The sequence below is a fragment of the Streptomyces cacaoi genome (genome assembly GCF_006539165.1).
GTDB classification, from domain to species: Bacteria; Actinomycetota; Actinomycetes; order Streptomycetales; family Streptomycetaceae; genus Streptomyces; species Streptomyces cacaoi.
The window spans coordinates 350843-370475 of sequence record NZ_BJMM01000004.1 but is presented as its reverse complement, the minus strand read 5'-3'; the positions used below and the strand labels follow the sequence as shown (position 1 = coordinate 370475).

Sequence of the window (19633 nt, the reverse complement as noted above, 5' to 3'; positions counted from 1 at the left end):
CCGCGCGCGCACGGCCGGCTCAGCCGGCGAACCAGCGGACGGGGGTGGGCCGCAGGTTCTCGTAGACGTGCTTGGTCTCGCGGTACTCGGCCAGGCCGTGCGGGCCCAGCTCCCGGCCGACGCCGGACTTTCCGAAGCCTCCCCACTCGGCCTGCGGCAGGTAGGGGTGGAAATCGTTGATCCACACGGTGCCGTGCCGCAGCCGCGCGGCGACGCGGCGGGCACGCGCGGTGTCGCCGGAGAAGACGCCACCGGCCAGGCCGTAGTCGGTGTCGTTGGCCAGCGCGACCGCCTCGTCCTCCGTCGTGAAGGTCTCGACGGTCAGGATCGGGCCGAACGTCTCCTCGCGGATGACGCGCATCCCGCGGTGGCAGTCGTCCAGCACGGTCGGCAGATAGAAGTAGCCCTCGGCGGGGCGGACCTCGGACGGCTCGGGGCGGGCGCCGCCGCACACCACCGTCGCGCCCTCCTCGCGGGCGCTCGCCACATAGCCCTCGGTCTTCTCCAGCTGCTGCCGGGAGACGAGCGGGCCGCACTCGACGCCGTCCGCGGTGCCGCGGCCCAGCCGGATCTTCCGGGCGCGCTCGGCGAGTTCGGCCACGAAGCGGTCCTTGACGGACGCCTCGATGATCAGCCGGGCGCCGGCCGAGCAGACCTGGCCGCTGTGGATGAAGGCCGCGTTCAGCGCCTGGTCGACGGCGGTGTCGAAGCCCTCGTCGGTGGCGCAGGCGTCGGCGAACACCACGTTCGGGTTCTTGCCGCCCAGCTCCAGCGCGACCTTCTTGACGCCGGGCGCCGCGGCCTGGGCGACCTTGGTGCCGCTGGCCAGCCCGCCGGTGAACGACACGAGGTCGACGTCCGGGTGCTCGGACAGCCGCGCGCCGACCGGGTCGCCGGCGCCGGTCACCAGGTTGGCCACCCCTGCCGGCAGCCCCGCCTCGGCCAGCAGCTTCACCAGGTGCACGGTGGACATCGGGGTGACTTCGCTGGGCTTGATGACGAAGGTGTTGCCCGCCGCCAGCGCCGGGGCCACCTTCCAGCTGGCCTGGAGCAGCGGATAGTTCCAGGGCGTGATCATCGCGCAGACGCCCACGGGCTCGTGCACGACGACGCTGTGCACGTCCGGGTCCCCGGCGTCGACCACGCGGCCGGTCTCGTTGACGACGAGGTCGGCGAAGTAGCGGAAGGCGGCGGTCACGTCGTCGACGTCGACGCGGCCCTCCTCCAGCGTCTTGCCGGTGTCCCGGGACTCGATCAGCGCGATCTCCTCGCGGTCGCGCTGGAGCAGGTCGGCCACGCGGCGCAGCAGCGCGGCGCGTTCCGCGGTGGCGGTGTGCGGCCAGGTGCCCTCGTCGAAGGCGCGGCGGGCCGCGGCGATGGCTGCGTCGGTGTCCTTCGCGTCGCCCTCGGCGACGACGGCGAGCGTGGTGGCGTCCGCCGGGTCCAGGACGTCCCGCGTCCCGCCACCCGCGGCCGTCCGCCACTCACCGTCGATATGAATGCTTTCCGTTACGGACACCTGGGTACTGCCTTCCCTTGCACTGCTTTCCTCCGGGGGGTCCCCGGTGCCCCCGCCTGGGGGCTTTTGCCCTGCACCTGGGCAGATGGCAAGACGGAACCCTGCCCCGTCTCCGCGAAACCATGTCTGGAATTCGCGGGCGAGTGGTCTTCCTCACTGTTCGAGGTGCGACAGCCGAGCGCGCAACGTACGGTAAGTAGGCCCATGTCCGCATTTGTCAGTACGGGGCAGCTCGGGACTCGGTACGGCAACGGACTGCGTGACCGACGGCCGATCGGAGCCACCACATGCGAAAGCGGCACCGCACAGCACTTCTCGCAGTCGCCTGCGCTGCGACGACGGCGGCGGGAGGCGGGCTGGTGACGCCGGCGAACGCCGCCCCGCCCAGCATCGGAACCGAGCGTGACGGCGCGGACACCGCAGAGTTGTCCGGCGAGGAAATAGCGGAGAAAGCATCGAAACAGCTGAATTCCGCACGATCGCTCCGACTACAGATGAAAGCACCGGATCTCACGCTGAAACTGGCCCTCGACGAGAAGGCGAATTGCGCCGGAAAAATCCAGGTTCCGCGCAAGGGATCGGTGCAGATCGTCAAACGCGGCGGCACGATCTGGCTCAAGCCCGACGCCGCCTTCTGGAAGGCCCAGCTCGGCGAGGAGCAGGGCGCACAGGCCGCTGACCGGGTACGCGGCCGCTACATCAAGGGCTCCACGCAGGACGACGAACTGGGCAGCAAGGGCCTGGCGAACGCCTGCGACCTCGACGCCTTCCGCTCCGCCTCCGGCGCCCTCGACAGCCCGGGGCCCCACTGGAAGCGCGGCCCCGTCACCGACGTCGACGGCCGCAAGGCGGTGCCCGTCACCCGCGCCCGCGACGACGTACGCGTCCGCATGCTGGTCGCCGCCGACGGCAAACCCCAGCCGCTGCGGCTGGACCGCACCGCCGACGGCAACGAGGACCGCATCACCCTCGACCGCTACGACAGGAACGTCCCCGCCCGGACCCCGCCGGCCGACCGCACCATGACGGCCGACGAACTCCGCGACGCCTTCTCCCACATGGACAGCACCCCGAAGGAGTCCGTCTGACCCGCACCCGGCGGGCGCCCCGGGGCCGCACCGGAAAATCCAGCGACCCGGGCCCCCGGCCCCGGTTAGGGTCCGTCCATGCCCACCGCACAGCACTCCGCACTGACGACGACGCCGGACGAGATCCCGGCGCGCTGACAGCCTTTTCGACCAGCCCCGGGGCGAGCACCCGGGGCTTCGTCGTGTCGTCACGGGAACCCCTCGCCCGCCCCGCCCCACCGCGAGGAGACCGCGATGACCGCCCCGCACGACCACCGCCGACTCGGCCGCGCACTCGGCCTGTTCGGCACCGACCCGCTCATCGGCGCGGGACTCCCCTACTGGCTGCCCGACGGCGCCACCGTCCGGCACGCCCTGGAGGAGTACATCCGGGCCGAGGAACGGCGCGCCAGCTACCGGCACGTGTACTCGCCCGTGCTCGGCAAGCGCGAGCTGTACGAGATCTCCGGACACTGGTCGCACTACAGCGACGACATGTTCCCGCCACTGGACCTGGACGGCGAGCAGATCGTGCTCCGGCCCGGCCTGTGCCCGCACCACGCGCTGATCTTCCGGTCCCGCTCCCGCAGCCACCGCGAACTCCCCTACCGCATGGCCGAGTTGGGCGGCATGTACCGCTTCGAGCTGTCCGGCGTGCTGGGCGGCCTGAACCGCGTACGGGCCATCCAGCTCAACGACGCACATGTCTTCTGCACCCTGGAGCAGGCCGCCGACGAGGCCCGCGGCGCACTGGAGATGATCCGCCGGGCCCACCGGGCGCTGGGCATCACCCCCGCCCGCTACCGGCTCTCCCTGCCCGGGCCCGGCGGGAAGTACGTCGCGGCCCCCGAACTGTGGCGGCGGTCCACCGCCCTGCTGACCGAGGTGCTGGAGCACAGCGGGCTCCCCTACGAGCCGGCCGAGGGCGAAGCCGCCTTCTACGGGCCGAAGATCGATGTCCAGGTCGCCGACGGCGCGGGCCGGGAGTCCACCCTCTCCACCGTCCAGATCGACTTCCACCAGCCGGAACGGTTCGCGCTGCACTACATCGGCGCCGACGGCGCCCGGCACCGGCCGGTCATGGTGCACCGCAGCGTCATCGGCAGCGTCGAGCGCGCCGTCGCCCACCTCGTCGAACGGACCGGTGGCGCCTTCCCGCCCTGGCTCGCGCCGACCCAGCTGGTGGCCCTGCCCGTCTCGGACGCCGAACTGCCCCACGCCGAGGCCCTCGTCCGGCGCTGCACCGAACTCGGGCTCCGCGCCGACGTCGCCGCCCCCGACCGCGGCAGCCTGGGGGCCCGCATCCGCACCGCACGCCTCGTCCCCTACCAGGCCGTCCTCGGCCCCCGGGAGACCTCGGCCGGCCTGGTCGCCCTCCGCCTGCGCGACGGCCGCCGCCTCGCCCCACGCCCCACCGATGAACTCCTGGCCCGTCTGGTCGCCCGTGCCGCCGCCCACGGCCCCGAGTTGTGGAGCGACGTGTAAGAGGGGAGGCGAACTCCGCAGCCGGGCACGGGGCTTCGGCTGTGTGCCCGGCACGGGAGGTGCCGCGGGCCCACGGGGCAGGAGGCGCCGCACGTCCGCGGGGCAGGAGGGCTGCCCCGCGGGGCACATCTTCCGGCGGGGCCGATGTCCGAAGATGCAACGTCCCTGGTCGGCCGCGCGCCGGGGCCGGTCGGCCGGCCGGCCCCGGTGGGCAGGGGGTTTCGGTGGGGACGCCGGCGGTCTACGTTCCTTGCACTGCTCTCGGTCAAGGGGCGTCGATGAGATCGCACGACAGGAGCCGTTCCACCGCGCCGGACAGTCGGGAGAACGCCGAACGCGCGCCCCTCCCCGGCGGGTTGCTGGGTATGCAGGCCCGCGTCGGCAACCAGGCGGTGCTGGCGATGCTGCGCGCCGAGCACGAGGCCACCGACCAGCCGACCGCCCAGCGGCCCGCCGCCCGGCGGCCGACCGTCCGGCACTCCACCGTCCAGCGGACCGCCACCGTCCAACGGGCCGGCACCGAGCAGCCGGCCACCGCCGAGGAACCCGCCGCCGGGGCGGCCGAGCCGGTGACGGAACCCGCCCCGGGGGTCAAGGAGCTCATCGCCGAGCTCAGCAGGTCGATCGCGAAAGGCGCGATCCAGGACAAGAACAAGCGGAACATCTTCGCGCCCGGCACCTGGTGGCCCGAGCAGTGGATGGTCCAGGGGCCCGCCCGGCTGCGGAAGGCCCTGGACCGGCGGGTGATGCGCGGCGAGGTGTTCGGCGAAGACGACCTGAAGAAGATCAAGTCGCTGTCCACAAGCGCACCGAAGTGGCTGCGGGCGGTGGGCATCGGCACCTACGAGGAGGCCGAGAAGTACACCGCCGGGCGGTTCGACGACTGGCTGAAACTGCCCGCGGGCAAGCGGCTGCTCACCGCGTCAGTGGCGTACGAGAACAACCTCCCGAGCAAGAGAGGTGCACAGGCCCTCACGCCGACGGACCCGGCCTACACACTCGGCCGGTTCATGATCACCCAGGGGAAGAACACCGAGCCGGACACCCGCGCGGAGCTGAAGCGCGAGCGCGACCAGCAGATCCGGGACACCGCCCTCGACACCCTCCACCCGGACGGCATGGCCGACGCCCGCCGGCACCGCGACGCCGCCCCGAAGGCGGACTCCGCCACGGGCAAGAAGGACGCCGAGGCCCGCGAGATGCTCACCAGGATCCTGCTCGTCCTGCGCCACGGGCTCCAGCTGTACGACGCGAAGGAGAAGAAGCATGTGGTGGACCACGAGAAGGACATCATCCGCGCGCTGGCCCACGGCGGGCGCGTCAACGTACGTATTCCCGCGCTGAGTTCGCAGGACGAGGCCGCCTACTGGCTGCCCCACTTCCTGGGCGCGACCCGGAGCGCCACCGAGGGGGAGGTCGCGGAGAACGTGTCCAAGCGGGGCTTCGCCACGCACCGCACCTCCATCGGCGCCAACAAGGACGGCGAGGAGGGCGCCTTCAAGGAGAAGGGCGGCGGCCTGGCAGCTATCACGAACGCGGTCTCCGTCGGCGCCTCCCGGCCGAAGCTGTGGGGCCGCGACATCTCCGGCGGCGGGCTCGGATCCAAGGACTGGAACGGCGACATGGTGCTGCCGAACGGCTCGTACGGCCACATCCTGCTGGTCTACCACCGTCCGACCATGGAGAAGGACGGCTCCCTCCAGATCGGCATCGAGACCATCGCGCCGCACGCCCGCAGCCCCGTCGGCTACACGCACGACTTCCGTTCCACCGAGGCCACCGCGAACCCCGAGTCCGTCCTGCACGGCCACAAGGGCGACAAGATCGGCTCCGGCGGCACCGGCAAGAACGAACGCCTCGTCGATCTGCGGGCGATGGGCGCGTCCCACGAGAGCGGCGACTGGCGGGTCTTCCTGAAGGAGATCCAGCAGGATTGGGAGCGGGACCTCGAAGCGGCCACGACCGTCTCGGCCAAGCGCCGCGCCTACGAACAACTGATCGGCCCGCGGCCCCGGCCGCAGTGAGCACAAGCGCGACGGCTCAGGCCCCGGGGGCGGCGATGCGCGCCTGCGCGGGCGCCTTGGCGAGGATCTCGTCGACGGTCTGCTCGGCGGTCTGCTCCGAGCTGTCGATCCAGAGCCCGAGACGCGGCGTCTCCTCCCGCAGCACACGGTCGAGAGGGCCCGCCTCCCAGGCGTCGTAGGCGGTCTTGGCCCTGACGGCGTCCCGCGCGGCGACGGCCTCCGGACGCGGGGCCAGAGCGATCACATGGAGCGGCCGGCTGCGGATCCGCCCGACCGTCCACGCCAGGTGCTCGCCGAGAAGGACGTCCTGCGCGACGACGGTGAACCCGGCCGCGAAGTAGCCGTCGACGACCTGCGCCGTCAACTGATGCCGCAGCCGGAGCTGCTCCACGGCCTCCGCCGAGGGCTCACCCGTCATCTCCGCCCGCCCACTGACCACCATCCGCCGGAACACGTCCCCGCGCACATGCACCGACCTCGGCAACCGCTCCGCCAGCAACTGCGCGACGGTCGACTTCCCCGCAGCGGGAATCCCCGTGACGAGATACACCGCCCGCCCCGCCTCACAACCGGCCTCCCGCCCCCTGCCGGCCCGCCACCCCGTTCGCTCCCTGCCAGACGACGTCATACAGCGAAACGTTACGCGGCCCACCGGAACCGAACACGGCACGGCGTCCCCACCGGCACCCGGCCGCGCACGCCGAACCGTCCGCCGCCCGGGGCCCGTTTCGGATCGCCACCCCGTGGCGATCGGTCCGGGCCCCGCGCGACCGGGCCGTTCAGGAGGATGTGCCTGTCAGTACGCCGTACGCCTTCTTCGGTTCGCGGAACCAGGTCAGCAGGCCCTTGTTGTGGAAGCCGCGTACGGTGACGGGGTTTCCGCCGCCGCCCTCGGGGGTGAGCATGAACTCGCTGGACGGCCAGTACATGGCGCCGAGGGTGTGCGGGCGGTGGTCGAGTTGCCGGGCGTAGGCGGCGACGAGTTCGGCCTGGTACTCCTCGGTGCCCTTGCCGGTGCCGGGCCGTCCCTTGACCGCCTCGGCCCCGTACTCGCTGACGACGAGCGGTTTGCCGCCGGCCTTGCGCTGGATGGCGTCGGTGAGCGAGGCCACGTCGTCGGCGTCGCCGTAGTACCAGCCCGAGTAGATGTTCGCGAGGACGATGTCCTGGTAGGCGTAGGACCTGTCGTCCGTGTGCCAGGCGCTGACCTCGGTGTAGAGCCGGCTGTCGTCGCGCTTCTTGCCGTAGGCGATGAGGTCGCGGACGTAGTCGGCCCCGGCGTCGGTCTGGGTGTGGTTCTCGTTGCCGACGCTCCAGGCGAACACGCTGGGGTGTCCCCGGTCCCGGCTGATCATGCGGCGCAGCCGGTCCTCGGCGAAGGTGCGGGTCTTCGCGGAGGCGAGCTGTCCGGCGTCCGCCTGGGTCACGTTGATCTCCTCGACGACGAGGAAGCCGAGTTCGTCGGCGGCGTCCAGCAGCGCCGGCGTCGTCGGGTAGTGCCCGGGCCGGAAGAGCCGGAACCCGTCGTCGTGCAGCTTCTTCAGCTCCCGGTGGGAGAGCCCGGCGGGGTCGGTGCGGCCGAGCCCGGGGTAGTCGGCGTGCCGGTTGAAGCCCTTGAGGTTGTGCACGACGTGTCCGTTCAGCAGGACGTCGCCGCCGCGCACGGAGACGGTGCGAAAGCCCGTCCGGGTGTGCAGCCGGGGGCCGTTCCGCGGGTCGACCCGCACGTCGTACAGCCGGGGTTTCTCCAGCGTCCACAGCTGCGGGTCGGCGAGGCGCAGTGTCTCCGCGCCGGATGCGGCGACGCCGCCGGGGCCGGAGCCCTTCGGCAGGGTGAAGGTCACCCGGTGCTGTGTCGCCTTGCCGCCGGGCCCGGTGAGCCGTACCCGCGCGGGCACGCGCCGCTCGCCGCCGGTGGTGTTGACGCCGGTGGCCCGCAGTTGGAGGGTGCCGTCGGCCGCGCCCTGCGCGGTGACGGAGGTGAGCTGGGCGGGCCGGGTGCGCTCCAGCCGGATCTCCTGCTGGATGCCGCCCCAGTTCCAGTACAGGTCCTGGTTGATGCCGTAGGGCTTGATGGTCTCGCTGTTGCGGTTGTCGACGAGGACGGTGAGCTGGTTGCGGCTGCCGGGCCGGCTGTGCACGGCGTCGGTGACGTCGAGCCGTTCGGGCAGATGGCCGCCGGTGGAGGTGCCGACCTCCTCGCCGTTGACGAAGTAGCGGCAGTGGAAGTAGCAGGACTCGGCGACGAGGGAGAGCCGCTCGCCGCTCCGGGCCCGGTCCGTGCCCGCTTTCCCGCCCGCGTCCCGGCCTCCGTCCTGCCCGGCCGCGTGCCCGCGCGGGGTGGCGAACGTGCGCCGGTAGGCGGAGAGATGGCCCTCGTGCGCGTTCCACTTCTCCCGTACGGCGCCGAAGGAGCTGGGCACCTGGATGCGCGTCATGTCCGACTCGTCGAAGTCCGTCCGTGCGGCGGGCGGTGTCCCGCCCTCCAGCGCGCCGTCCGGGAGTTCGTCCTCGACGGCGAACCGCCAGGCACCGTTCAGGGAGCGGCTCCCGGCGGGGCGTTGGGCGGCGGCCTGCCGCGCGTGTGCGGAGCGGCCGACCCGGATCCGCTGTTCGGCGACGAGGGTTCCCTGGCCGGTGACGGCCTCGGCGCGCAGGGTGCGGGTGCCGCGCGGCAGCCAGTCGGCCTCGGCGGCGACCCGCCACAGGGCGTCGCGCCCGGTGCCGTCCGCGTACTTCCGTGTCATCTCGGAGAGGGCGACGCCGTCCACGGAGAACCGCACGGTGCGGGTGTCGTAGGGCGCGGTGACCTCGATGTCGGTGGTGCCGCGCACGGTGGCGCTGCCGGGGCGCGGGCTGATGAACCGCACGCTGCGGTCCGCCTCGGGCGCGTCGTGCCCGGCTGCGCGCACCACCCTGCGGGCGGCGGCGGGGAGCGTTTTCAAGCCGAGATGGTTGGGCTCGAAGATGTTCTTGTCGGAGCCGGACTTGCCGGGCCGGGGGTCGTCGGTCCAGTTGTCCTTCGCGATGTTCCAGCCGCCCCAGGAGGCCCAGGCGGACAGCCATTTGACGTCGGTCTTCTCCAGGTCGTGGTCGGTGATGTGCCACACGACGTTCTTCGTGGTCGTCCAGTGCCGGCTGCGCTCGTCGTGGTAGATGCCGTTCCCGGTGGCCGCCTGCGCGGTGTCGATGGAGTTGGCGTACACCTTCGAACCGGGCGACTGGCCCTGGGTGTAGATCGCGGCGCCGTCGCGCAGGGTGCGCATGTGGTCGTGGATCCGGTTGTGCGAGACGACGACGTCGCGCTGGACGTCCTCCTCGCCGACGTGGTTCCAGCCCCAGCCGACGGAGATCGCGGTGTAGGGCAGCTGGCTGACGGTGTTGTGGTCGATCGCGAGGCCGTCGTTGTAGCCGCCGAAGATGCCGACGTTGTCCCGGTACTCGCGGGCGACGTGCGTGAACTCGTTCCGCCGCACGACGTTGTCGCGGGAGCGGGTGCGCGGGTCCTTCGGCCGGGCGACGGTGTCACCGACGAAGACGCCGCCGCCGGACAGATCGGTGAACGTGCTCCGTTCGACGGTGCTGTCGTCGGTGCCGCCCGACAGATCGATCCCGCCGGCTCCGAGATGCCGCCAACTCCCCTTCCGGAAGACGATGTTCCGCCCTGCGGTGACCTGCACGGCCGAGGGGATGCGCGCGTACTGCTCGCCGTCCCCCGGCTGCATACCGGTGGGCGCCCCCTGGACGTGGTGCCCGGCCTGCCCGGCGACATAGCCGTCCGGCCCGTCGGTCCGGTTCCAGGCCGTGTGCGCGAAGCCGATCCCCTCGAAGGTGAGGTTCCGTACCGGTTGGTCCACCGTGCCCGTGACGGTGAGCAGTTGCCGCGCGACGGGCGCGCGGACATCGGCGTGCGCCATGTCCTCACCCGCGCGCGGGACGTAGTACAGGGTGTCCGCGCGCCGGTCCAGATGGAACTGCCCCGGCGTGCCCAGGAGTTCGTACGCGCCCTCGAACCAGTCGATGCCGTCGTAGCGGTCGCTGACCGGCGCCGCCGTCTCCCAGCCGGTCTCGGTCTTCAGCGCCTGGTTGTCCCAGCACGGCTTGTCCAGACGCACCGACGCGCCGTCCGCCTTCGCCACGCCGCAGCGGAACTCCCGCCACTGCACATGGGTGACGGCCTCCAGATCCTCCGGGTGCGCGAAGTCGTCCAGGCCGGGCAGGGCCGCGTCGACCCCGGTCAGCCCGTCCGCCGTGACCTTGCACGCGTCCTTCGCGCACCGCCCGCTGCGGGCCCGCACGGCACGCTTCCCGTCGACATAGATCTGCCGCGCGGCCAGCTTCTCCGGCACCCGCGCCTGCCAGACCTCCCGGCCCCGGGCCCGCTTCCCGCTGCGCTCCCAGCCGGTGACCCGCACCCCGCCGTCCAGCACGGGCCGCTCGCCGGGCGCGGCGCGCCAGGTCACCCGGTGGCCCGCGCGCCCGCCGTCCCGTGCGGTCAGCTTCAGCGGCCCGGTCAGCCGGTAGCTTCCGCCGCCGAGCAGAACGGTGACATCGCCGTCCGCCGTGTGCTCCCGGGCCGCGTCCCGCGCGGCGGTCAGCCCGCACGGGGCCTCGGCGGTGCACGCCGCGCCCCGTCCGTCGGGCGCCGCGTGGACGACGAAGGCGTCCGTGCCGCTTCCGCGCGGGGCGCGGGAGGTGTCCGCCGCGCCCGCCGCCACGGGGGTCGCGCCCACCGCGGCGGCGAGCACGGCCACGAGCGCCCCGCGCAGCCTGCGCCGTACCGGCCGGATGCGTCTGCTGCTGCCTGTTCCTGCCCTGGAGAAGTGCACGCGGTCCTCCGGAAAAAGGGGTTCGGGGACGTGCCGTTCAGCCTCAGATATCCGATGTCTGGGGAGGTTCGACTACATGAATGAGAGCTTCACTCCTGAACGCAGAAGGTACTGGCGCCAGTTGACGCCATCAAGAGCCGGAAACCACGCAATTTCTTGCACCCGAACCCGACCACCCGAGCCGCCCCCTCCCCCACAGCTCCGATCAATCCCTCGCGCAGCGCTCCCTCGTATCTCCGTCCGGCTGCGTATCGTTGACCTATGCGGCTGCATGCGCCGGACGCGCGGCAGTGGGGAGGAGCGCACCGTGACCATCGCACCTGAGCGGATCGAGAGCAGGATGGCGAACAGCGACGAGCCCGACCTCGACGAGCTGTTCGAGCTGCTGGAGCACATGCCCGTCCCCGACGGCTACAAGGTCGAGATTGTCGAGGGGACCGTCTTCATGACGCCGCAGCGGGACACACACTGGCAGACGATCCGTCGGATCATCCGGGCCGTGGAGGACCGATTCGGGATGGACGTCAACGTACTGTCCGACGTCCGTATCGACTTCCCCGGCCACAGGAACGGCTTCGCACCGGACGTGGCGCTGCTGAGCCGGGGCGCCCGCAAGGACGGGCTCGGCCGGTGGCGGGCGCGGGACGTCGAGTTCGTCGCCGAGGTCATCTCGCGCGGCACCGCGCACAACGACTACGGCCCCAAGATGAACGCCTACGCGCAGGCCGGTGTCCCGGTGTACGTCGTCGCCGACCCCTATCTGCGCAGGTGCCGGGTGTTCACCCGGCCGCAGGGGCGCGAGTACAAGCAGGACTGCACGGTGGAGTACGGCGAGCCGGTCGATCTGACGGGCACCGTCGTCGGTCTGGTGCTGGAGACGAAGGACTTCCCCGTCGAGCCCGGACGGACGGCGAAGCAGGACGCCGAGCAGGACGCGCCGCAGCAGGGCGAGCCGCAGCACGAGGGCCCGGAGCGGGAGCCGCAGCAGGCGGCGCAGGAGGAGAAACCGCGGGGCGAGAACGGCTGAGCAGACGTCCGGCGCCCACGACAGCACGGCTGCGTCCCCACGACAGCGCGAAGGGCCGGTACGGAACGCGGGTTCCGTACCGGCCCTTTCGGTGTGCGGTGGCCGTGCGGCTCAGATGAGGCCGAGGCCGCGGACCGCGTCGCGCTCGTCGGTCAGCTCCTTGACGGAGGCGTCGATCCGGGTGCGGGAGAACTCGTTGATCTCCAGGCCCTGCACGATCTCGTACTTGCCGTCCTTCGTGGTGACCGGGAAGGAGGAGATGATGCCCTCGGGCACGCCGTAGGAGCCGTCGGAGGGGATGCCCATCGAGGTCCAGTCGCCGTCGGCGGTGCCGTTGACCCAGGTGTGGACGTGGTCGATGGCGGCGTTCGCGGCGGACGCGGCCGAGGAGGCGCCGCGGGCCTCGATGATGGCGGCGCCGCGCTTGGCGACCGTCGGGATGAACTCGTCGGCCAGCCACTTCTCGTCGTCGACGACCTGCGCGGCGTTCCGGCCGGCGATCTCGGCGTGGAAGATGTCGGGGTACTGGGTGGCGGAGTGGTTGCCCCAGATCGTCAGCTTCTTGATCTGGTCGACGTCCGAACCGGTCTTCTTCGCCAGCTGGGTCAGCGCACGGTTGTGGTCGAGGCGGGTCATGGCGGTGAACCGCTCGGCGGGCACGTCCGGCGCCGCGGCCTGCGCGATGAGCGCGTTGGTGTTGGCCGGGTTGCCGACGACCAGCACCTTGATGTCGTCGGCCGCGTGGTCGTTGATGGCCTTGCCCTGCGGCTTGAAGATGCCGCCGTTCGCCTCCAGCAGGTCACCGCGCTCCATGCCCTTGGTGCGGGGGCGGGCGCCGACGAGCAGGGCGACGTTCGCACCGTCGAAGGCGACGTTCGGGTCGTCGCTGATGTCGATGCCCTTCAGCAGCGGGAAGGCGCAGTCGTCCAGCTCCATGGCGGTGCCCTCGGCGGCCTTCAGCGCCGGAGTGATCTCCAGCAGGCGCAGCCTGACCGGCACATCGGCGCCCAGCAGTTGGCCGGAGGCGATCCGGAAGAGCAGCGCGTAGCCGATCTGGCCGGCTGCGCCGGTGACGGTGACGTTCACGGGAGTGCGGGTCATGGCGTTCTCCGTAGTACCTGACGTGGCTGGCGGGTGGCCGAAGTCTCTCTACGTCAAGAGACCCGTGGCCAGGCTATCCGACCCGGCACACGGCTCGCCCCCGGGTCGCCGGAAGGCGACACCGGGGGCACGCGAGTTCGGCAGCGGACCGCCGAGGGACGCCGCGGGACGGGCGCGGTGCGGGACCGGCGGCGTCAGCGGGCGATCCTGCCGGGGACGGTGCAGCCCTTGCCGCCGGCCTTGAGCGTGGCGCAGGCCCGCGCGTCGTCCGGGCCGCGCACGGCGACCATCGGCGTGTAGGCGTCGTTCGTCGTGCCGACCGCGTCGCGCTCGGACTGCCCGTCGGGGCCGGTGATGCGCAGCGCGTCGTCGGTGGTGGCGCTGGTGATCCGGGCCCAGGACGCCTTGCACACCTTGCTGTAGCGGACCTCGACGAAGGACGGGCCGACCCAGCCGGAGCTGCTGGTGGCGGCGTGCTGCCCGCCGCAGCCCATGGCCTCCGGGTCCTTGCCCGAGCAGTCGGAGCCGGAGCACTTCACACCCGCCGGCAGATCGCGGTGCTTCTGCGTGGGCGAGGGCGACGGCTTGGCCGAGGCGTCGTCGCCGCCGCCGAGGTCGAGGAAGAGCACCGCGCCCGCGATCACGACGAGCGCGCCCACGAGCCCCGCGAGGAACATCGTCGTCCGGCGGCGCCCCGGGCTCTTGGTGCTCCTGCCGCCGTCACCGCCCCCGCCGCTCCCGGGGGGCGCGCCCTGCCCGGCCGCCGCGGGGGAAGCGGCGGACGGCTGGACGGTGGTGGCCGACATCGCGGCCGTCGGCGGCGCTGCGGTGGCGGGCGCCTGGGCGTCCTGCTTGGCGCCCCAGGCCGAGACGTCGACGCGCTGCTGCCCGGGCCGGGCGACGGTCGGTGTGCCGCCGAGCTGGCTGCGCAGCTGGGCCGTGCGGTCCGAGGGTGCCGGGGCGGTGCGTCGCAGCACCTGCGTGCCGTCGTCCGGTGTGCTCTTCTCCTGGGACGGGGCGTGCGAGGGGGAGGAGCCCGCGGAGGGAGAGGCCGGCGCGGGGGCCGCCGTGCCGGGGGTGGCGGTGGAGGGCGCGGCGCCCTTGCCTCTGCGCCGCTTGCGGCCCTTGGCGCTCTCGTCCTCGTCGACGCCCAGTGCCGCGCGGGCCTGGGCGACCTGGATGGCCTCCATCGTGACGTCGTGCCGCATCTCGCTGCGGCTCCAGGCGCGTTCGGCCAGCTCCCACATCGTGCCGAGGTGGCGCACCTCCGTGCCGGTGACCTCGGCCAGCGCCTGGGTGGCGCCGCGCGGCGGCAGCAGCCGTCCGTTGAGATACCGCTCCCACGACGACTTGCTGTAGCCGGTGCGGTCGGCGACGGTGGCGATGCTCATACCGCTGCGGTCGACGAGCCGACGCAGCTGGCTCGTGAACTCCTTGATCTGCGGATCGAGTTCGTCCGGCAGCGCCTTCCAACGAGGCATGGCCTCCCCCTTGTCCCCCCGACTGTGCTGACGTCCCCCGTACCGCGCCGCGGCCCCCCGGACCGGGGACCGGCTACCCAGGGGGATGCAGACAGCCAGGTTGTCAGTTCCGGAATGCGGGGCGCACGGGGGCGTTCCGGCCCCGAGCTCCCGCCGGTGCGCACCCGTCGTTCACGACGCCTCCCTAGTTTGCCAGCACAGCGGACACATCCTTCGCGGGGGAACAGCCGTGCGCTTCTCGGGTGCCGGATCGTTCGCCGGGCTGCCGGTACACCGCGCTGACGGTTCCGCGACACTTCCCGCCCTGCGTAGCGGAACGGTCACCGGCCCGCCACAGCGTCAGGCGGATCCTTGCCCCACGCGTCGACGGTCGGTGAATCTCGCCGGGCCCGCACCGCCCGCCGGGCATCCCGCGGGCGGTGCGGTGCCCACGGCGGCGGTCCGTCCTGACACGGGGTAGGACGGGCCGCCGTCCCGCAGGGAGCGCCGGGCGCGCAGGGAACGCGGGGAGCGCCGGGTGCACAGGGAGCGCGGGAAGCAGAGGAGCGGCCGGGAGCGCGGGAGCGCCGGGAGCACGGGGATGCGGGAAGCGCGGGTGCCCGGAGACGCGCGAGCGCAGGAGCGGAGCCGCCCGGCGGACGGAGCTGCCGGGCGGACGGAGCCGCCGGGCGGACGGAGCTGCCGGGCGGACGGAGCCGCCGGGCGGACGGAGCCGCCGGGCGGACCGGGCCACCCGCCGACCGGACCGGGCCACCCGAAGGAGCGGTCCGGGCCCCCGACGGACCGGCCCGGGCCACCCGACGGACCGGGCCCCCGAAGGAGCGGACCGAGCGCCCCCCGGCGGCCCGGACCGGGCTACCCGACGGAGAAGTGCACGGCCCGGCCCAGGAACGGGATGGTGATCCAGGGCCCGGGCTGGGCCATCATCGCCAGCAGCGCGATCGCGACGCCGAGCACGCCGTAGGTGACGACGTCCGTGTAGCGGGAGCGCACCGCGAGCATGCCGACCTCCGGCAGCCACCAGCGCATGCCCGCACCGGCCAGCAGGGCCGCGGCGATGATCAGCGTCCCGGCCCGGAACTGGCCGATCGTCACCAGCAGTCCGACGAGCACGCCCGCGCACACGGCGAGCAGCGGCCACTGCCGGTACGGCGCCGCGTGCTCCCCGCTCATGGCCCGGCCGCCGCCCTCGGGGCGGGCCGTGTCCCGGGTCAGCACCGGGAAGCGGCGGCTCCTGGTGCGTGTCCCTCCCGGGGTGCCGCGCTTCACTGCGCCCATCTCCGTCCTCTCCGCTTCCGGTTCCTCGCGTTCGTGGTGCCCACCGCGGCTCAGGCGGCGCCGCGCTCGGCGGCGGCGACGACGTTGACGAGCAGCTGCGCCCGGGTCATCGGCCCGACGCCGCCCGGGTTGGGGGAGATCCAGCCGGCCACCTCGTGCACACCGGGGTGCACATCGCCGACGATCTTGCCGTTCTCGTCCCGGCTGACGCCCACGTCCAGCACGGCGGCGCCCGGCCGCACATCCTCCGGCTTGATCAGATGCGGGACGCCGGCCGCCGCGACGACGATGTCGGCCTGCCGCAGCAGGGCGGGCAGATCGCGGGTGCCGGTGTGGCACTGGGTGACCGTGGCGTTCTCGCTGCGCCGGGTCAGCAGCAGCGGCAGCGGCCGGCCGGCGGTGACCCCGCGGCCCACGACGACCACGTGCGCGCCGTTCAACTCGACGCCGTAGCGGCGCAGCAACACGATGATGCCCTCGGGCGTGCACGGCAGCGGACCGGGCTGCCCCAGCACGAGGCGGCCGAGGTTGGTGGGGTGCAGGCCGTCCGCGTCCTTGTCCGGATCCATCAGCTCCAGCACGCGGTGGGTGTCGATACCGCGGGGCAGCGGCAGCTGGACGATGTAGCCGGTGCAGGCCGGGTCCTCGTTCAGCTCGCGGACGACGGCCTCGATCTCCTCCTGCGTCGCGGTGGCGGGCAGTTCGCGCTGGAGGGAGTTGATGCCGATCTGCCGGCTGTCGCGGTGCTTGCCGGCGACGTACTTCTGGCTGCCGACGTCGTCCCCGACGAGCAGGGTGCCGAGCCCGGGTGTGACCCCCCGGGCCTTGAGGGCCTCGACTCGCGCGGTGAGGTCGGTCTTGATGGCGGCTGCGGTGGCCTTGCCGTCGAGAATCTGGGCGGTCATGCGCCCATCCTCGCGGATGCGGCGCCGCCGTTACCAGTCGGCTGCCGGCCGCCCGCAGGCCAGGGGTGCCGCCGCCGGGCGGAAGCGGTCCCGCGTCGATCACCGGACGGCCGCACGGACGACCTTTCCGAACAGGCGTGTGCACCCCTGATACCCCTACGCTCCGTTGTGATACGCCACACACCGTCATAGTCTTCTGAGGGTGTTCAGCGTGATCATCATCCCGGACGGTGCCCGCAGCCCGGCCGGTGAGCACCGGCTGGAGCCCGGACAGACGCTGCGCTTCGGCAGGACGCTCCCGGCAGGTGCCGGGCTGAGCGTCCCGCACTCCTCCGTCCCGCGCGCGGCCGGCGAGCTGACCGCGACGGGCGCCTTCTGGGTGCTGACGAACTTCAGCAGCGCCCTGACCTATGTGGTGGAGAACCCGGAGAGCGCCGGGGAGCGCATCCGGGTCGCACCGGGAAGGGCCGATGCGCCCGTTCCCTTCGAGTTCGCCCGGGTCATCCTGTGCGAGAGCGACCGCAGAGCAGGCTTCGATGTGCTGGCGCCCCGCCACGACTACCTCGCGCACCCCGAACCCCCCGGCCCCGCCGGGGGGTTCGGTCCCACGGTGCCGGACATCCCGGAGGCCCGCTGGGCGGCGCCGCCCGCGACCGCGGGACCCGGGCACGACCGCGTCCCGGGGCCGGCGGCCGGGCACGGGCCGGAGCCCGCCGGACCGCCCGGCGGCCCCGGGCTGGACGAACCGCTGCCGCTGCCCTGCCCGCTGGACCGCACCCGGCGCTACTTCCTCGTCCTGGCCGCGCTGTGCGAGCCGCGGCTGCGCGGCGACGCCGCGGCGCCCGTCCCGACGCCCGGCGAGCTGGCCCGGCGGCTGCGCGGGGTGTGGCCGCAGGTGAGCGAGCGGGCCGTCACCTGGAACCTGGACTACCTGGCGCTGAAGCTGCGGCTGCGGATGCCGGGCGCTCCTCCGCCGCGCGAAGGGGACGAGGCGGGCCGGAGCGGCTGGCTGGCCGAGCTGGCGCTCCGGTTCGATCTGGTGCGCGAGGAGCATCTCGGGGCGCTGGACGGTGAATTGGCGCCGCCGGACGGTCCGACGGGCGGCTGAGGCCCGGCACGAGGGCCCTGCGCTGCGGAGTCTCGGATTCACCACAGTCCGCCGACCCGGCTGGACAGGGCACAGGGCGGCGACCACCATGGGTCGACGGCGCCGGGCATGACAAGGGAGGGCCGGCGGTACGGCGCCACCGGGGGAAGGCGGCATCTGCACGAGGGGCAGGGGCGAGGTTTCCCCCGAGTCCCACGGCCCGCCCGTCCCCAACACCGCTCGGAGGAACAGTCCGTGAGCTACCCACCGCCCCCCGGCAGCCCGGGTCCCGACCCGCACAACCCGTACGCGCCCCCGCAGGGCGGTGCCCCGTACGGCTACCCGCAGCAGGGCGCTCCGGGCTACGGCTACCCGCAGGCCGGTATGCCCGCCTACCCGGGCGGTCCGATGCAGCAGCCGTTCGTCTCCATGCCGGGCCAGGTCGTCACCGCGCGGGTGCTGCTGTTCATAGCCGGCTCCCTGTGGGGGCTGCTGGCGGTCCTGATGCTCATCGGCGGGCTGGCCGCGAACAGCATGATCAGGGACGTGCCGGTGGCCAACAGCGTCGGAGCCGGCGCGCTCGGTGCCGCGCTGATCGGCTTCGTCGTCTTCGGCGGCATGGCCACCCTGCACATCGTGCCCGCCTCGATGTTCGGCAAGGGCGCGACCGGCACCCGGGTCACCGCGATCATCGGGGCGACGCTCAACACCATCGTGGCGATGCTCGCCTTCTTCGGCTCCATCGGCTCCGACGAGAGCAGCGCCGGCGGCTCCATGGTCATCGCCCTGCTGTGGCTCGCCACCGCCGTCCTCACGATCATCTTCTGCTCGATGTCGCAGGCCGGCCACTGGTTCAACAGGCCGCGCTACTGAGCCCGTTGCCCGCGGGCGGCGCCCCGGCGATCCCGGCCGCCGGCGCCCCGCGGGCCGTCGGCCCGCGCCCGCCCGGACGCCGGGAAGCGGCCCGAATGCCGCCTTCCGAAACGGGCATGTTGCTGGTGTCTCGTTCTGTGCCCCGGCGATGGCCGGGGCACGGTCAGCTCCCTACCCTGATCCGCAGCCATCGGGGGAAGGATGGATATGCACAGCATCATCGTGGTGCCGGCCGGATGCCGGGGTCCTGACGAGCAGATCCGGATGGCCCCCGGCGAGAGCCTCACGTTCGGCCGGGACGGGGGCCGCGGGCTCGTCATCCCGCACGCGGGCGTCTCCCGCAACGCCGGGCGGATCACCGCCTCCGGCTCGTTCTGGACGCTGGCCAACCACACCCGGGACCGCACCTACGTCGTGGAGAACCCGGAGGGCGCGGGCGAGCACATGAAGGTGACACCGGGCCGGGTGGACGCCCCGGTGCCCTTCGAGTTCGCCCGCGTGGTGCTGCCCGCCGGGGACGAGCTGGTCACCTTCGAGGTGTGGGCGCCGCGGCACGACTACCTGCCCACCGCGCCCAGCGGCGACGACGGCTCGCTCACCACGCCCGCCTTCCCGCTCGACCGCGGCTCCCGGTACTTCCTCGTGCTCGCGGCGCTGTGCGAACCGCGGCTGCGCGGCGAACCGTACGCGCCGCTGCCGACGACGGAGAAGCTGCTGGAGCGGCTGCGCCCGGTGTGGCCGGAGGCCGGCCGGGCCTCGGTGCAGTGGAACATCGACTACCTCGCCGTCAAACTGCGGCTCAAGCCGGGCCCGGAGGAGGCCGCCGAGGGCCGGGCGCGGCTGAACGGGAAGAAGGAGATGCTCGTCGCGCTGGCGCTCCGCTTCGACCTGGTGCACGAGGACGACCTGGAACTGCTGAACGGCACCGGCAGGGCGCCCGGAAGGGTGCTCGCATGA

14 protein-coding genes are annotated in these 19633 nt (G+C 72.9%); 7 read left to right on the top strand and 7 right to left on the bottom strand.

Annotated elements, in window-relative coordinates; translation table 11 throughout:
* Positions 1-19: 19 nt before the first annotated feature.
* On the bottom strand, positions 20-1519 hold the full coding sequence (locus tag SCA03_RS07030) for an aldehyde dehydrogenase family protein (protein WP_030874571.1): 1500 nt from the start codon (positions 1517-1519) through the stop codon (positions 20-22).
* Between the two features lie 494 nt (positions 1520-2013).
* On the opposite strand from SCA03_RS07030, the gene SCA03_RS07025 reads away from it, so the two are divergent.
* From SCA03_RS07025 to SCA03_RS07015, 3 genes are all read left to right on the top strand, one after another.
* Positions 2014-2607, top strand: a complete 594-nt coding sequence (locus SCA03_RS07025; RefSeq protein ID WP_230988512.1) for a hypothetical protein — start codon at positions 2014-2016, stop codon at positions 2605-2607.
* A 234-nt stretch (positions 2608-2841) separates the two neighbouring features.
* Positions 2842-4071, top strand: coding sequence for a threonine--tRNA ligase (gene thrS, locus SCA03_RS07020; RefSeq protein ID WP_086818025.1), 1230 nt, complete (start codon positions 2842-2844; stop codon positions 4069-4071).
* A gap of 278 nt (positions 4072-4349) precedes the next feature.
* Complete coding sequence (locus SCA03_RS07015) at positions 4350-6095, top strand: PE-PGRS family protein (RefSeq protein ID WP_230988511.1); 1746 nt, start codon at positions 4350-4352, stop codon at positions 6093-6095.
* Between the two features lie 16 nt (positions 6096-6111).
* Here SCA03_RS07015 and SCA03_RS07010 read toward each other — a convergent pair whose 3' ends face one another.
* Positions 6112-6645 (bottom strand): AAA family ATPase, encoded by a 534-nt coding sequence (locus SCA03_RS07010; protein ID WP_086818027.1) that lies wholly within the window; start codon positions 6643-6645, stop codon positions 6112-6114.
* Between the two features lie 229 nt (positions 6646-6874).
* Positions 6875-10924 (bottom strand): glycoside hydrolase family 2 TIM barrel-domain containing protein, encoded by a 4050-nt coding sequence (locus tag SCA03_RS07005; protein WP_141275255.1) that lies wholly within the window; start codon positions 10922-10924, stop codon positions 6875-6877.
* A 307-nt stretch (positions 10925-11231) separates the two neighbouring features.
* Between SCA03_RS07005 and SCA03_RS07000 the strand changes: the two genes are divergently transcribed.
* On the top strand, positions 11232-11951 hold the full coding sequence (locus SCA03_RS07000; RefSeq protein ID WP_308697570.1) for a Uma2 family endonuclease: 720 nt from the start codon (positions 11232-11234) through the stop codon (positions 11949-11951).
* 111 nt (positions 11952-12062) lie between these two features.
* Here SCA03_RS07000 and SCA03_RS06995 read toward each other — a convergent pair whose 3' ends face one another.
* From SCA03_RS06995 to SCA03_RS06980, 4 genes are all read right to left on the bottom strand, one after another.
* Positions 12063-13052: a malate dehydrogenase gene (locus SCA03_RS06995; protein ID WP_030874586.1), complete on the bottom strand. Its 990-nt coding sequence runs from the start codon at positions 13050-13052 to the stop codon at positions 12063-12065.
* 194 nt (positions 13053-13246) lie between these two features.
* Positions 13247-14533, bottom strand: coding sequence for a helix-turn-helix domain-containing protein (locus SCA03_RS06990; protein WP_030874588.1), 1287 nt, complete (start codon positions 14531-14533; stop codon positions 13247-13249).
* Positions 14534-15388: 855 nt separating this feature from the next.
* Positions 15389-15811 carry a DUF3017 domain-containing protein gene (locus tag SCA03_RS06985; protein ID WP_030889039.1) on the bottom strand — a complete coding sequence of 141 codons (423 nt, stop codon included), beginning with the start codon at positions 15809-15811 and terminating at the stop codon, positions 15389-15391.
* Positions 15812-15861: 50 nt separating this feature from the next.
* A complete protein-coding gene (locus SCA03_RS06980) occupies positions 15862-16716 on the bottom strand; it encodes a bifunctional methylenetetrahydrofolate dehydrogenase/methenyltetrahydrofolate cyclohydrolase (RefSeq protein WP_030874593.1) in 855 nt (284 codons plus the stop codon).
* 211 nt (positions 16717-16927) lie between these two features.
* Between SCA03_RS06980 and SCA03_RS06975 the strand changes: the two genes are divergently transcribed.
* The 3 genes from SCA03_RS06975 (at position 16928) to SCA03_RS06965 (ending at position 19633) form a co-directional block, all read left to right on the top strand.
* Entirely contained in the window at positions 16928-17824 is an 897-nt protein-coding gene (locus SCA03_RS06975; RefSeq protein WP_051846232.1) for a hypothetical protein, read from the top strand.
* Between the two features lie 234 nt (positions 17825-18058).
* Positions 18059-18676 carry a hypothetical protein gene (locus tag SCA03_RS06970; protein WP_086817333.1) on the top strand — a complete coding sequence of 206 codons (618 nt, stop codon included), beginning with the start codon at positions 18059-18061 and terminating at the stop codon, positions 18674-18676.
* 207 nt (positions 18677-18883) lie between these two features.
* Entirely contained in the window at positions 18884-19633 is a 750-nt protein-coding gene (locus tag SCA03_RS06965; RefSeq protein WP_030874598.1) for an FHA domain-containing protein, read from the top strand.

Coding starts and splice junctions, on each gene's coding strand:
- SCA03_RS06990 (WP_030874588.1), bottom strand. CDS start 14,533: ATGCCTCGTTGGAAGGCGCTGCCGGACGAACTCGATCCGCAGATCAAG.
- SCA03_RS06995 (WP_030874586.1), bottom strand. CDS start 13,052: ATGACCCGCACTCCCGTGAACGTCACCGTCACCGGCGCAGCCGGCCAG.
- SCA03_RS07015 (WP_230988511.1), top strand. CDS start 4,350: ATGAGATCGCACGACAGGAGCCGTTCCACCGCGCCGGACAGTCGGGAG.
- SCA03_RS06985 (WP_030889039.1), bottom strand. CDS start 15,811: ATGGGCGCAGTGAAGCGCGGCACCCCGGGAGGGACACGCACCAGGAGC.
- thrS (WP_086818025.1), top strand. CDS start 2,842: ATGACCGCCCCGCACGACCACCGCCGACTCGGCCGCGCACTCGGCCTG.
- SCA03_RS07025 (WP_230988512.1), top strand. CDS start 2,014: ATGAAAGCACCGGATCTCACGCTGAAACTGGCCCTCGACGAGAAGGCG.
- SCA03_RS06980 (WP_030874593.1), bottom strand. CDS start 16,716: ATGACCGCCCAGATTCTCGACGGCAAGGCCACCGCAGCCGCCATCAAG.
- SCA03_RS06965 (WP_030874598.1), top strand. CDS start 18,884: ATGCACAGCATCATCGTGGTGCCGGCCGGATGCCGGGGTCCTGACGAG.